At 68.0% G+C, this 12,783-nt stretch carries 12 protein-coding genes; 5 read left to right on the top strand and 7 right to left on the bottom strand.

Features of this window, described 5'->3' with window-relative positions:
* Window positions 1–15: 15 nt before the first annotated feature.
* Together J2W23_RS16465 and J2W23_RS16460 are read left to right on the top strand one after the other, a co-directional pair.
* Window positions 16–1,353 carry an MFS transporter gene (locus J2W23_RS16465; RefSeq protein WP_307649480.1) on the top strand — a complete coding sequence of 446 codons (1,338 nt, stop codon included), beginning with the start codon at window positions 16–18 and terminating at the stop codon, window positions 1,351–1,353.
* 45 nt (window positions 1,354–1,398) lie between these two features.
* Window positions 1,399–2,613: a M20 aminoacylase family protein gene (locus tag J2W23_RS16460; protein WP_307649479.1), complete on the top strand. Its 1,215-nt coding sequence runs from the start codon at window positions 1,399–1,401 to the stop codon at window positions 2,611–2,613.
* A 124-nt stretch (window positions 2,614–2,737) separates the two neighbouring features.
* Here the strand turns inward: J2W23_RS16460 and J2W23_RS16455 are convergent, their stop codons facing one another.
* Window positions 2,738–3,742 (bottom strand): recombination-associated protein RdgC, encoded by a 1,005-nt coding sequence (locus tag J2W23_RS16455; RefSeq protein ID WP_176660612.1) that lies wholly within the window; start codon window positions 3,740–3,742, stop codon window positions 2,738–2,740.
* A 133-nt stretch (window positions 3,743–3,875) separates the two neighbouring features.
* On the opposite strand from J2W23_RS16455, the gene J2W23_RS16450 reads away from it, so the two are divergent.
* From J2W23_RS16450 to J2W23_RS16440, 3 genes are read left to right on the top strand one after another with little or no spacing between them, the layout of a single operon-like run.
* The gene (locus J2W23_RS16450) at window positions 3,876–4,829 is read left to right on the top strand and encodes a branched-chain amino acid transaminase (RefSeq protein ID WP_176660613.1); all 954 of its coding nucleotides are present in this window, start codon (window positions 3,876–3,878) and stop codon (window positions 4,827–4,829) included.
* A gap of 6 nt (window positions 4,830–4,835) precedes the next feature.
* Window positions 4,836–5,045, top strand: a complete 210-nt coding sequence (locus tag J2W23_RS16445) for a zinc-finger domain-containing protein (RefSeq protein ID WP_013538728.1) — start codon at window positions 4,836–4,838, stop codon at window positions 5,043–5,045.
* Between the two features lie 20 nt (window positions 5,046–5,065).
* A complete protein-coding gene (locus J2W23_RS16440; protein ID WP_307649478.1) occupies window positions 5,066–5,482 on the top strand; it encodes an ABZJ_00895 family protein in 417 nt (138 codons plus the stop codon).
* 1 nt (window position 5,483) lies between these two features.
* On the opposite strand, the gene J2W23_RS16435 is transcribed toward J2W23_RS16440, so the two are convergent.
* From J2W23_RS16435 to J2W23_RS16410, 6 genes are all read right to left on the bottom strand, one after another.
* Window positions 5,484–6,743 carry an O-antigen ligase family protein gene (locus tag J2W23_RS16435; protein WP_307649477.1) on the bottom strand — a complete coding sequence of 420 codons (1,260 nt, stop codon included), beginning with the start codon at window positions 6,741–6,743 and terminating at the stop codon, window positions 5,484–5,486.
* Window positions 6,744–6,903: 160 nt separating this feature from the next.
* Window positions 6,904–8,103 carry an ATP-binding protein gene (locus tag J2W23_RS16430; RefSeq protein WP_176660616.1) on the bottom strand — a complete coding sequence of 400 codons (1,200 nt, stop codon included), beginning with the start codon at window positions 8,101–8,103 and terminating at the stop codon, window positions 6,904–6,906.
* A 111-nt stretch (window positions 8,104–8,214) separates the two neighbouring features.
* Window positions 8,215–8,937: a response regulator transcription factor gene (locus J2W23_RS16425; RefSeq protein WP_013538733.1), complete on the bottom strand. Its 723-nt coding sequence runs from the start codon at window positions 8,935–8,937 to the stop codon at window positions 8,215–8,217.
* Window positions 8,938–8,990: 53 nt separating this feature from the next.
* A complete protein-coding gene (locus J2W23_RS16420; RefSeq protein WP_307649476.1) occupies window positions 8,991–10,640 on the bottom strand; it encodes an NAD(P)/FAD-dependent oxidoreductase in 1,650 nt (549 codons plus the stop codon).
* 4 nt (window positions 10,641–10,644) lie between these two features.
* Entirely contained in the window at window positions 10,645–11,493 is an 849-nt protein-coding gene (locus J2W23_RS16415; RefSeq protein WP_176660618.1) for a beta-ketoacyl synthase chain length factor, read from the bottom strand.
* On the bottom strand, window positions 11,490–12,698 hold the full coding sequence (locus J2W23_RS16410; RefSeq protein WP_307649475.1) for a beta-ketoacyl-[acyl-carrier-protein] synthase family protein: 1,209 nt from the start codon (window positions 12,696–12,698) through the stop codon (window positions 11,490–11,492). Before J2W23_RS16410 ends, J2W23_RS16415 begins: the two co-directional genes overlap by 4 nt.
* Window positions 12,699–12,783: the final 85 nt, after the last annotated feature.

The raw sequence follows: 12,783 nt of genomic DNA, 5'->3' as shown, positions 1-12,783 counted from the left end.
CGTGGAGTCGATTCGATGAGTGAAGCCGCTTTGCCCGCAAGCCAGATGGGGGGCGTTCCCCCGGCGGCCGCTGCGCCGTCTTCCCCTGCCGAGACCGTGCAGGTCGAGGGCAAGCAGAGCCAGTTCCGCCTGATCGCCGCCTGCTCGCTGGGCAATGCGCTGGAGATGTACGACTTCACCGTCTACAGCTTCTTCGCGCTCCTGATCGGCAAGCTGTTCTTCCCCTCGGACAGCCCGTACGGTTCGCTGCTGCTGGCCGTGGCCACCTTCGGCATCGGCTTCGTGATGCGGCCGCTGGGCGGCGTGATCATCGGCAACTACGCCGACCGCAACGGGCGCAAGGCCGCATTGACGCTCACCATCGGCCTCATGGTGGCCGGCACGCTGTGCATCGCGCTCGCGCCCACTTACGCCTCGGCCGGCGTGTTCGGCTCGCTGATGATCCTGGCGGGGCGCCTCTTGCAGGGCTTTTCGCTCGGCGGCGAGGTGGGCGCCGCCACCTCGATGCTGATGGAATCGGGCGGCATCCGGGGCCGCGGCTTTCGCGTGAGCTGGCAGCTCGCGAGCCAGGGCGTGGCGGCGGTGCTGGGTGCGCTCACCGGTGCCGCGCTGTATGCCGCGCTGCCGCAGGCCTCGCTCGAGAGCTGGGGCTGGCGCCTGCCCTTCCTGTTCGGCCTGCTGATCGCGCCGGTGGGCCTCTACATCCGCGCCAACCTGGAGGAAACGCACCAGGCCAGCCGCCACGAATCCAGCCCCATGGGCCGGCTGCTGCGCGAGCACGGCGGCACGGTGCTCAAGGGCATCTTCGCCACCACGGCGGGCACGGCCGCCATGTACCTGGTCGTGTTCTTCATGCCGACCTACATGATTCGCGTGCTGCACATGCCGCCGTCGCTGTCGCTGCTGTCGGGCTGCGCCACCGGCATCACGATGTTCGCGGTGGCGCTCTTGGCGGGGCGGCTGGCCGACAGGCTGCCGAACCGCAAGCCGCTGGTGATCGGCTCGCTGGTGCTCGGCGTGCTGGCGGTGTATCCGGCGTTCTGGCTCATCAACCACTACCCGAGCGTGCCGCTGGTGCTGTGCCTGTCGGTGCTGCTGACGGCGATCGTGAACCTCGGCACCACGCCCCTGTTCCTGATGCTGCTGGAGATGCTGCCGATCGGGGTGCGCGCGAGCGGCATCTCGGTGGTCTACAGCGTCGGCGTGACGGTGTTCGGCGGCTCCTCCCAATTCATCGTGACCTGGCTGCTCGCCACGACCGGCAACCCGATGTCGCCGGCCTTCTACATGATGGCCTGCGGCGTGTTGAGCATCTGTGCGGTCGTGAGCCTGCGTGTACGCAGGGCCGACTGAGATTTCCCCCCCCGCAACATCGAAGAACAACAGACAGCGCCATCCATGACCCGCGAACTCAGTCCCCAGACCACCCGCCTCCTGTCCCGCTTGCTGCCGCAGGCCGATGTCGACACCCAGGCTTTCGTCGACATCCGCCGCCAGATCCACGCCAACCCCGAGCTCGGCTTCGAGGTGAATGCAACCGGCGAGCTGGTCGCCAACCTGCTGCGCGAATGGGGCTACCAGGTGCACACGGGCATCGGCAAGACCGGCATCGTGGCCCAGCTCAAGGTGGGCAGCGGCACGCGGCGGCTGGGCATCCGCGCCGACATGGACGCGCTGCCCATCGTCGAGGCGACGGGCCTGCCGTATGCGAGCAAGACCCATGGCCGCATGCATGCCTGCGGCCACGACGGCCACACGGCCATCCTGCTCGCGGCCGCCAAGGCGCTCGCGAAGCGCCGCGATTTCGACGGCACGCTGAACCTGATCTTCCAGCCCGACGAAGAGAACCTCTGCGGCGCGCGCGCAATGATCGAGGACGGCCTCTTCGAGCGCTTTCCCTGCGATGCCGTCTACGCGCTGCACAACGCGCCGGGCGTGCCGGTCGGCAGCTTTCTGGTGATCGAGGGGCCGGTCACGCTGTCTTCGGACGTGGCCGACGTCACGATCAAGGGCGTCGGCGGACATGGCGCCATGCCGCATCTCTCGCGCGATCCCGTGCCCGCCGCCGCCGCGGTGGTCACGGCCCTGCAGACCGTGGTGGCGCGCAACGTGACGCCGGGCGACACGGCCGTCGTGTCGGTCGGCTTCATCCGCGGCGGTGCGACGCACAACGTGATTCCGCAATCGGTGGCGCTCGGCCTGAACGTGCGGGCGGCACGGCCCGAGACGCGCGCAGTGGTGGAAGCGCGCATCCGCGAGATCGTGAACCTCACGGCGCAGGCCCATGGCGTGGAGGCCGAGATCGATTACCGCCAGCTCGTACCGCCGGTGGTCAACACCGCGGCCGAGTGCCGGCTGATAGAGCAGGTCTGCGCCGAGCTCGTCGGCGCGGAGCAGGTGCTCACCGAAGCGCCGAAGGGCTTTGCGGGCAGCGAGGACTTCGCCTGGATGCTCGCCGAGTTGCCGGGCTGCTACCTGCTGCTCGGCAACGGGGAGGGCCAGTTCGGCGGCTGCATGGTGCACAACCCCGGCTACGACTTCAACGACCAGGTGCTGCCTTTGGGCGCTGCCTGCTGGGTGCGCCTGGCGCAGACCTACCTGGTGAAGACATGAATGAACCTACTGCGCAACCCGATCTCGCATCTGCGGTCCTCACCGTACGCGAGTACGGTTCCGGTCCTCGACGCAAGCTCGGGCTGCTCGCTACGGTTTCTTCAAGTCTTCGGAGCGCCTTGACTTAAAACGGCGCGTCTTCTTCCTCGGCGGCATCAGCCGGGGTCGTGGTGGCGGGCGCTGCTGCCTTGGCGGCGGGCTTCGGTGCTTCGTCCGCCGGTGCCGCGCCGAACGCTGCCTCGCCACCCAACGCATCGAGCAACGCCGGCACCAGCTGGCCGAGTTCGCCGGTGGCGATCGCCACGTCGGCGTCGTAGTTGTCTTCCTTCTTGCCGCCCGCCGCGCCGTCGCCCGTGCCTTCGAGGAACACGATCTTGCGGATCAGCATGCCGTGCGTGAGCTCGAACGACACGCGGTCGTCCCAGGTGAGCGCAAGACGCGTGGGCCGCTTGCCGTCGGTGATGTGCTTTTGCACTTCCTCGATGTCCAGCGGGTGCTTGGCGTAGCGCACCACGGCCTTCGAATCGTCCGAGGCCTTGAGCTCGCACTCGCGGTCGATGGTGAAGCCGGCCGGCGGCTCCTGGGTCAGCAGCCAGTTGGCCATGGCGGCGGCCGGCTCGATCTGCGTGTTGATCAGCGACACCGCAAAGCCGTCGAGCGACTTCACCAGGCTGGTGACCACTTCGTCGGCGCGCGAGGCGTTGCCGCTGTTGATCACGAGGCGGTTCTCGGCCTTGTCGATCCACACCGCTACGCGCGCGCTGCGGGTGAAGGCCATCGGCAGCAGCTCCAGGGTGATGTCTTCCTTGAGCTCCTTCTTTTCCTTCTTGCCGGGCTTGCGGCCGGTGGTGGCCTCGATCTGCGCGCAGCGTTCGTCGAGCTTGCGGCGCACCACGGAGCCGGGGACCTGCTTGCTCTCGATCATGTATTCGACGAGCCACTGGCCGTCGATGGATTCGACCAGCGGGCCGTTGGCCTCGCCGCGGGGCTCGGCCCAGCCGGCGGACTTTTCCTGCGAGGGGCCGCAGGGCTCGAAGCGGTGCTTGCCCAGCCCCTCTTCTGCCTCGGCCAGTGATTGGGACCAGGCAGGTTCGATGCGATAGACGATGACGTTCTTGAATACGGACACGGAAACCCTTTTTTCCACTGGTTTGGACAACCAGGCATTGTCGGGCACCCCGTTCCGGCCGCCACCGTAAAATCGAAAGCTTTTGCGACGGCCCCTGTCGCACCCCCACACCGCTCCCCAAAGGAATCAGGAAATGAGCTCGATCCCCCCCTCGCTGGACGACCGTGACGGCAAGATCTGGATGGACGGCGAACTCGTGGACTGGCGCGACGCCAAGATCCACGTGCTGAGCCACACGCTGCACTACGGCTGCGGCGCCTTCGAGGGCGTGCGCGCCTACAAGACGGCGGACGGCAGCACGGCGATCTTCCGCCTGGCCGAGCACACCGAGCGCCTGTTCAACAGCGCCAAGATCCTGCGCATGAAGATCCCGTTCTCGCAGGAGCAACTGAACGAAGCCCAGAAGCAGGTCGTGCGCGAGAACAAGCTCGAAAGCTGCTACCTGCGCCCCCTCATCTGGATCGGCTCCGAAAAGCTCGGCGTGAGCCCCAAGGGCAACAAGATCCACGCCATGGTCGCGGCCTGGTCCTGGGGCGCCTACCTCGGCGAAGAAGGCATGCGCCGCGGCATCCGCGTGAAGACCTCCAGCTACACCCGCCACCACGTCAACATCACGATGACGCAGGCCAAGTCGGTGAGCAACTACACGAACTCGATCCTGGCCAACATGGAAGCGCTGGACGACGGCTACGACGAAGCGCTGCTGCTCGACGCGAGCGGTTTCGTCTCCGAAGGCGCGGGCGAGAACATCTTCGTGGTCAAGGGCGGCGTGGTCTACACGCCCGACCTGTCGGCCGGCGCGCTCAACGGCATCACCCGCAACACGATCCTGCACATCTGCAAGGACCTCGGCATCGAACTCGTGCAAAAGCGCATCACGCGCGATGAGGTCTACGTCTCCGATGAAGCCTTCTTCACCGGCACCGCCGCCGAAGTGACACCCATCCGCGAACTCGACCGCATCGAGATCGGCAACCGTGGCGACGGCGGCTCGCGCGGCCCGGTCACCGAGAAGATCCAGTCTGCCTTCTTCGACATCGTGAACGGCAAGAATCCCAAGTACGCCCACTGGCTCACCAAAGTCTGAGAAACCATGTCTACCAATGCAGTCGTCGAACTCCTGGCCAAGGAGCTCAACCACCAGGGCGGCGTGTTCTGCCCCAGCCCCAAGGCCGACATGAAGCTCTGGAACAGCCACCCCAAGGTCTACCTGGACGTGGCGCGCACCGGCGAAGCCAAGTGCCCGTACTGCGGCACGGTGTACCGGCTGAAGGCCGGCGAAGCCGTCTCGGCGCGCCACTGAGTCGGCCTGCCTGACCTGAGGTGACGCTTCGCGGCCTGCTGTGGCGCTTTGCCGCAGCCTACGTGGTGCTGCTGGTCGTCGTCGGCGTCGCGCTGAGCCTGGCGGGTGCCAGTTCGAGCACGGGCGGCAACGTGGCCGCCTTGCTCGGCACGGTGACGTGGGTGTGCATGGACTTCGCCAAGAAGAACGGCCGCTACTTCACATCCGAGGAGAAGAAGCGCGCCATCCTGGGCATGCTCGCCATCGACATGGCGATGCAGGCGGCCTTGACGGTGGCGGTCGTACTGTTCGCCGGCGCGGCGCGCCTGTCGCTGGGACCGGCTTTGCTGGTGCTGCTTTTCGTCGGCGTGCTGCACACGCTGGTGATCTGGTTCTTCGTCGGCTTTGCCGGCAAGCAGCATGCGGCGGCCGAGGTCCGGCGCAACAAGAACAACTGAATCAGTTCGCCGGGGCAGCAGGCGAGGGCGAAGGCTCGATGCGCCGGCCCGGCCACAGGTCGCGCCACGGCGCGGGGTCGTTCTTTTCCTGCGCGAGCCTCAGGTACACCATCGCGATCCAGAGCAGCGCAAGCCCGATCTGCGCATCGCGCATGGCCGAGTTCACGCTCGATGCGATCAGCGCGATCAGCGTTGCGGCCAAGGCAAAGCGGCCCGCAATATCGGGGCGTTTCCACGCCTGCCACACGGCGGCCACCATGATCACCAGCAGGCTCAGCAGCGCGGGCAGGCCGCCCTGCGAACCCACCCAGAGAAAGTCGTTGTGCGGCATGTTCGAGTCCGCGAACATCGCCGGTCCGCGCTTGTGCCACTGGCTGGTCCAGCCGCCGATGCCCCAGCCGGTGAGCGGCCGGTCGGCGATCATGCGGCCCGTGTCGCGGTACATGTAGTAGCGGATGACCCAGCTGCCCTTGAAGACGGCACCGGCCTGCGCCTCCTCGATTTCCTGCACGCCGGTCTCGACCTTCTGCTGCAGCTGCGGCAGCTGGTAGAGCCCGGCTCCGAGCACCACGGTGCCCAGCACCAGCGCACTCACCAGCATCTTCAGGTGGTTGCGCCACTGGTGGATGCACACCACCGGAATCACCAGCAGCAGCGCGAGCACCGAGGTGCGCGAGGTCAGCGGCAGCGCGACCACGAAGCCCAGCCCAAGCATCAGCACGAAGGCCGGAATGGCGCGCAGCGGCTTGTGAGCAGCGATCTGCGCGATGCCCCACACGGCGGCCGTCGAGGCCACCACGCTGAACAGCAGCGCGTTGCTGATCGATTTGTTGCCCACCTCCATCACCACCGCGCGCAGCGGCGACCAGATCGGAAAGCCGATGGCATAGTGGAGAACGATCAGCACGATGTTCAGTGCCGCGATCAGCAGAAAGCCGCGCAGCGCCCAGATCGCTTCCTCGCGCGTGAGCGCCATCGCCATCAGGATCGTGAGGCCGATGCGCAGGCCATGGAAGAGGTTGGAGCCGGTTTCCGGGTAGTGCGGCCCGAAGGCGAGCACGAGAAGAGTCCAGGCCAGGTAAGCGACCACCGGCCACCACAGCGGGTTGGCGCGCAGGCGCGCGAAGCGTTCGGCGTATCCGCCGGCGAGGCCCATGGTGGCGAGCAACAGCAGCGCGGAAAGGTAGGTGACGCCGACCGGCATGAACACCACCAGCCCCCAGAACATGGCCGCGGGCCGAACGATGTGCGATCTCTGCATAGGTGCGGGATTTTAGGTGGGGCCTGCAGCGCCCAACCTGACTGGCTTGGCACTCCCCCAGGCTTCGCGCACTTCGTGTCGCTTCTCCTTCCCCCTCGCCGGGCGACGCCTGCGGCCCGGCGAAGCCGGTTCCGCGGCGTCCCGCGAATGGGATCGGTTGTCAGTGCGCGGGAGCTGCGACCGGCAGGCGGATCACGAAGCTGGCCCCGCCTTCGGGCGCGTCCTCGCAGCGCACGGTGCCGCCGTGTCGCTCGGCAATCGACTTCACCAGTGCCAGCCCCAGGCCGACGCCGCCATTGCGCTCGCTGGCCCCGGGCAGGCGGTAGAAGGGCTCGAAGATGCGTTCGCGCAGGGCGGGCGGTACGCCGGGGCCGCGGTCGTTCACGCGCACGGTGGCAAAGCCGTTGGCGCTGCCCAGTTCCACGCTGATGCTGCCGGCGCCGTAGCGGCGGGCGTTTTCCAGCAGGTTGCGGATCGCGCGGCGCAGCAAGCGCGACACGCCGGGCACGGTGAGCGCCGCGTTGTCGGTGCCCTCGGCGAGGTCGAGCTCGGCGTTCACTTGGGAGCACTCCTCGGCGGCCAGGCCCGTCAGGTCGACGGCCTCGATGGTGCCCATGTCGGCCTCGCTCGCATCCAGGCGGCTGGCCAGCAGGATCTCGTCGATCAACTGGTCGAGCTCGCCGATGTTGCGCGAGATTTCCTCGCGTGCTTTCTGGCTCGGGTGCTCGCCCATCAGCTCCAGCCCCATGCGGATGCGGGTGAGCGGCGAGCGCAGCTCGTGCGATGCGTTGGCCAGCAGCGACTTGTGCGAGCGCACCAGCTGCTCGATGCGTTCGGCCGACGCGTTGAATCGTTTGGAGAGATCAGCCACTTCGTCCTGCCCTTCTTCGGTCACGCGCACCGAGAGATCGCCCTCGCCCCATCGCTGCACGCCGCGCTGCAGCGATTCCAGCCGTTGCGTGATGCGCCGCACGATGGGGTAGACGCCCAATGCCACTGCCACGCCCACCAGCGCGATCATCCAGCCCAGCCCGAACGGCGTGCGCCACGGCGCGAAGCCGCCGGTGCCGGTGGGGCGCTCGCGCGGCGCCACGCGCAGCGTGATGGCCTTGCCGTCGCTCAGCGTCACGTCGAACTCCAGTCCCTGGCCCGGCACGCGCAGCGCGGTGCCCGAGCCGATCGTCCGGTCCTGCGCATCGAGCACGACCACGTTGCGCGGCACGGGAGCCAGGCGCTCGCGCTCGGCCTCTGCCGCCTCGCGCACGATCCAGTTGGCCATCAGCGTGAGGATGACCACGCCGCCCACCACCGCGAGCCAGATGCGGACGTAGAGGTGGCGGGAGTACAGTTTTTTCAGCATGGCTCGATGCGGCCGCCGCCGGGCCGCCCCAAGGCGAGCCGCGCCTCCCCCTCGGGGGGTGGCGAATGACACGGAGCGAAGCGAGTGAAAAGCCGGGGGGCGAACATCTTTTCAGTCTTGCTGCTTGGCGAAGACGTAGCCTACGCCGCGCACTGTGAGGATGCGCTTGGGGTTCTTGGCGTCGACTTCTATCGCGGCGCGGATGCGGCCCATGTGCACGTCGATCGAGCGGTCGAACGCCTCCAGCTCGCGGCCGCGCACGGCTTCCATGATCTGGTCGCGCGTGAGCACGCGGCCCGCGCGCTCGGCCATCGCGACCAAGAGGTCGAACTGGTAGGAGGTGAGGTCCGCCAGCGCGCCGGCCACCGACACGGTGCGCGCGTTGCGGTCGATCTCCAGCGTGCCGAAGCGCATCACGGTGGAGGCTTCGCTCTCGGTGGCGTTCTCGCTGCGCCGGCGCAGCACGGCGCGGATGCGCGCCAGAAGCTCGCGCGGCTCGAAGGGCTTGGGCAGGTAGTCGTCGGCGCCGATTTCCAGGCCGATGATGCGGTCCATCGGATCGCCCTTGGCGGTCAGCATCAGCACCGACACCTTGGAGATCGGGCCGGGCAGCGCGCGGATGCGGCGGCAGACTTCGAGCCCGTCGGTGTCGGGCAGCATCAGGTCGAGGATCACGAGGTCGGGGGCGTGCTGCTGCAGCTGTTCGAGGCCGCTCGCGCCGTCACCGGCGTGGTTGAAGGCGAAACCCGACTGCGTCAGGTACTCGCCCACCATCTGCGCCAGGCGGGCGTCATCTTCGATCATCAGGAGTTGGGGGGTGCTCATGCGCTTCATGGTCGTCCACAGGGAGCAAGCGGGCTTGAACGCTCCGTAAAGTTGGGTAAACCTCAGGCGTGGGTGTCAACCGGAGGTGCTGCGAAAAGCATAGCGTCGCGGGCTGCCGTCGCGGGTGTTTTTCCGCGGTTTTCTTCGAGAAGCGCCAGCAGGGCGCCGGCGTCCACGTCCGGATCGGCAGTGCGCGCCCGCCCGAGTATTTCGCCAGCCAGCTGCCGCAGCATGGCCGTGGAAGCCCGGATGCGGGCCTTGAACCCGGCATCGTCGAGCGTGTCTTTCAGGCTCCGGTTGAGCTCGGCGAACCACGGCATCGCAGCCTGGTCGAGCATCACGGCCGGATTGCGCCTGTCGCTCGAGGCCGACCAGTCGCGCATCAGCCGCTGCACCGCGACATTCAGGCGCTGGCAGTGCTGCAGTTCGTCCTTCAGGCTTCCAAGCGCCGGCAGGTCGGTCAGGCGCCGCTGGAAGAAGATCTGCGCGAGCACGCCCCAGTAGTACGCGTAGTCCCAGATCACCTTCACCGGCAGCACCTCCGGGTCGCCGAAGAGCGGGTACTGGTCCTGGTAGAGCGCGAGCGTGCTCTCGTAGAACGAGTGGTAGAGCTGGTCGTAGAGCTGGGCCCGGGCTTCCAGCGGCCGGCCGGCGCGGTCCTGCGCGACGAGGTCGGTGATGTAGGTGTTGGCGATCGCGATGAAGTCGCTGCCGGGCGAATAGAAGGGGTCGAGAAAAAGCCCCGCCTCGCCCGTCATCGCCCAGCGTTCGCCCGAGAACACCTGCTTGCAGCCATGCGAGAAGTGCCTGAGGAACGCAAAGTCCTGCAGCAGGTGGCGCTTGCCGTCCAGCGCCTCGTACAGGCGCGGCTGGTAGGTGGCGAACCATGCCATCGCCTTCTCGAAGGTGTCGATGGTGTCCAGCGGATGCAGCGCCGGGTCGGCCACGATGCCCACCGAATGCGAGCCCGAGGCCAGCGGAATCAGCCAGGCCCAGTAGCCGGCGCCCACGAAGTGGTTGGTCGAGAGCCAGCGCGCCTGCGGGTTGCAGCGTTCGCGCCAGTCGGCGCTGTCGCTCCAGTCGTCGACGGCAATGCGCTCGCCGATGCGGAACCACACCGCATTGACGTCGTGCGCGTTGGGCTCGGCAAGGCCGAGCTTGCGCTTGAGCATGCCGGCGCGGCCGCAGGCGTCGATGAGCCAGCGCGCCTGTGTGGCGTGGGATTCTTCGCCGCGCGTCCATTCGACGCGGTGGGGCGCCGCGGGGTTCTGGGCCAGGTCGATGCGCCGAACCAGCGCGCTGTCGACGAAGCGCACACCGTGCCGCGCGGCCTCTTCGGCCAGGAAGTTCTCGAAGATGCCCCGGTCGATCTGGTAGCTGGGCACCGCCAGGTAGCGGCTCGCGCCGATCTCGGTGACGTTGTCGATGTCGCTGCGGCCTTCGCTGAAGAAGAAGCGGAAGCCGAACTTGCGCAGCTGCGCTTCGTCCATGTGGGCCTTGAGCCCGAGCACCGTGTCGAAGTAGTGCGCCCCGATTTCGACCGACGATTCGCCCACCTTGTGCGCCGCGAGCGGCACCGGATGCGTGCGGCGCTCCAGCACCAGCACCTTCAGGTCGCCGAAGCGCTGCTTCAGCTGGATTGCCAGCGTGAGGCCGGCGAGACCGCCTCCCATGATCACTGCGTCAAACGAATCCAGCGCAGTGTCGGTCATGGTGTCAGTCCTTTGGAGGAGGCCGCAACTGCAGCCTGAGTGACAGGGTGGGCGAGAGTTGCAGGCGGAGCGCCGGTTCGTCGCCGCCTTCGACATGCGCCAGCGATTCGAACAGGCCGAGCGCCTGCGCCATCGGATTGATGGACACCAGCGACTTTGCTGCTTCCGATCGCAGCGGCGTGTAGGTTGCCGCCGCGTCGTGGCTGGCCAGCGACCACTGCAGCGCGGCCACGCTGCGCTCGGTGCGCACGGGCGCGATCACCATGGCCACCGCGAGCAGGCCGCGGCTGTCGGTCACCGATGTCAGGGCGCCGACGGTGGGCGTGTCGTAGCCCACCAGCAGCACCGGCTCCTGGTCGGCCGCGCATTGCACGGCCGCTTCGAGCAGGCCGGAGGCAAAGCTGTATTCGTACGCCGACACGGCATTGCTCGCCGCCATGCAGCCCGTCCCGATGGTCCAGTACCCCACGGCCGCGTTGTGCACCGAGTTGTGGAACTTGGTGGGCGAGAGCATCTTCGGATCGCTCGCGAGCGTGCCGCACATGTAGTCGTTGATCGACAGGTCGCCGTGCGCCGAGGCGAACACGCAGGGCACGTCGGCCGCGTTGCGGCCCGAGGCCGCCATGGCTGCGGCAGCCACTTCGAGCGCCAGCGCCACGGTGTCGGGCGCGCGGCGGCGCTCGGCCGGGGCCAGCACCTGCGGCGACGGCCGCTTGGCGGGCGGATCGGCCAGCGCGCCTTCGCCGCGGAAGGCCGCGCGCGCGGCGTCCCAGCCGGGGAGGGTGGGCGTCCAGAAGGCCGGGCCTTCGATGTAGAGGGTGGGGGGCATCGGGGGCGTGGCTGTCGTGCTCATGCGGCGGCCGCCTTGCCGAACACGAGCGAGCAGTTGTTGCCGCCGAAACCGAAGGAGTTGGAGAGTGCGTAGCGCACCTCGCCGTGCGCGGGCGCGAGGCGGATCTGCGGGCCGAAGCCTTCGTCGATCGTGCGGGTGCCCACCGTGCCCGGCTTCAGGCCGCGCTCGATGGCCAGCAGGCTGATCACCGCCTCGACGATGCCCGCCGCGCCCAACGTGTGGCCCATGAAGCCCTTGGTCGAACTCGCGTGCGTGGAGGCAGGGAAGCGGCGCGCCACCAGGGCGCCTTCGACCTCGTCGTTCTTCTGGCTCGCGGTACCGTGCATGTTGATGTAGTCGATCGCCTCGGGCGGAAGGCCGGCGCGCGCCAGTGCCTCGTCGAGCGCGCGCTCGGCGCCCAGGCCCTCGGGATGCGGGGTCGACATGTGGTGCGCATCGCTCGCCTCGCCGTAGCCCAGGAGGTGCAGCGCCGACGCATCGGCCCCGCCTTGCACCCGCTCGACCAGCGCGAAGCCCGCCGCTTCGCCCAGGCTGATGCCATTGCGGCCGGCATCGAACGGACGGCAGGGCTCCGTCGACACCAGTTCCAGCGAGTTGAAGCCGAACAGCACGCTGCCGCAGAGCGTGTCCACCCCGCCCACGACCGCCGCGTCGGCCAGGCCCAGGCGGATCAGCCGTTCGGCCGAGGCGAACACCTTGGCGCTCGACGAGCAGGCGGTCGAGATCGTCTCGCTCGGCCCTTCCAGGCCCAGCACCTGCTGCACGAACATCGCAAGCGAATGGGGCGTGTGCACCGCGGCGCGGCGCTGGTCCGGCGGGAACATGCCGTTTCCGTCGAGCTGGGTGTAGGCCAGCTCGGTCTCGCCGATGCTGGCGGTCGAGGTGCCAAGGATCAGTGCGACGCGCGAGGCGCCGTACTTCTCGCGCGCGGCGGCCACCGCTTCGAGAAAGCCATCGGCCTGCAGGCCCAGCCAGGCGAGCCGGTTGTTGCGGCAGTCCCACGAGGCCAGCGGCTCGGGCAGGCGGACGTCTTCGAGTCCGTCGACGCGGCCGATCCATGTGGGCAGCGGCGCATCGCCGAAATCGTTGGCACGCAGGCCGCTGCGCGAGTTTTCGAGCGCTTCGGCCAGCGGCGCCTTGCCGACGCCGACGGCCGAGGTTGCCGTGTAGGCGCTGATCTGTAGAGGGGAAATACGGGAGAGCACGATGATTCTTGGGGCTGCGACAAGCGGAAGAACGTCGGTGAGACGACAGGCGTAATTCTCACGCAATGAATGTCACGCAGCCTAC

This window comes from Variovorax boronicumulans, from assembly GCF_030812215.1.
Taxonomy (GTDB): domain Bacteria; phylum Pseudomonadota; class Gammaproteobacteria; order Burkholderiales; family Burkholderiaceae_C; genus Variovorax; species Variovorax boronicumulans_C.
This window is presented reverse-complemented; position numbering and strand designations above follow the sequence as displayed.

Coding starts and splice junctions, on each gene's coding strand:
- J2W23_RS16465 (WP_307649480.1), top strand. CDS start 16: ATGAGTGAAGCCGCTTTGCCCGCAAGCCAGATGGGGGGCGTTCCCCCG.
- J2W23_RS16460 (WP_307649479.1), top strand. CDS start 1,399: ATGACCCGCGAACTCAGTCCCCAGACCACCCGCCTCCTGTCCCGCTTG.
- J2W23_RS16450 (WP_176660613.1), top strand. CDS start 3,876: ATGAGCTCGATCCCCCCCTCGCTGGACGACCGTGACGGCAAGATCTGG.
- J2W23_RS16445 (WP_013538728.1), top strand. CDS start 4,836: ATGTCTACCAATGCAGTCGTCGAACTCCTGGCCAAGGAGCTCAACCAC.
- J2W23_RS16435 (WP_307649477.1), bottom strand. CDS start 6,743: ATGCAGAGATCGCACATCGTTCGGCCCGCGGCCATGTTCTGGGGGCTG.
- J2W23_RS16430 (WP_176660616.1), bottom strand. CDS start 8,103: ATGCTGAAAAAACTGTACTCCCGCCACCTCTACGTCCGCATCTGGCTC.
- J2W23_RS16425 (WP_013538733.1), bottom strand. CDS start 8,937: ATGAAGCGCATGAGCACCCCCCAACTCCTGATGATCGAAGATGACGCC.
- J2W23_RS16420 (WP_307649476.1), bottom strand. CDS start 10,640: ATGACCGACACTGCGCTGGATTCGTTTGACGCAGTGATCATGGGAGGC.
- J2W23_RS16415 (WP_176660618.1), bottom strand. CDS start 11,493: ATGAGCACGACAGCCACGCCCCCGATGCCCCCCACCCTCTACATCGAA.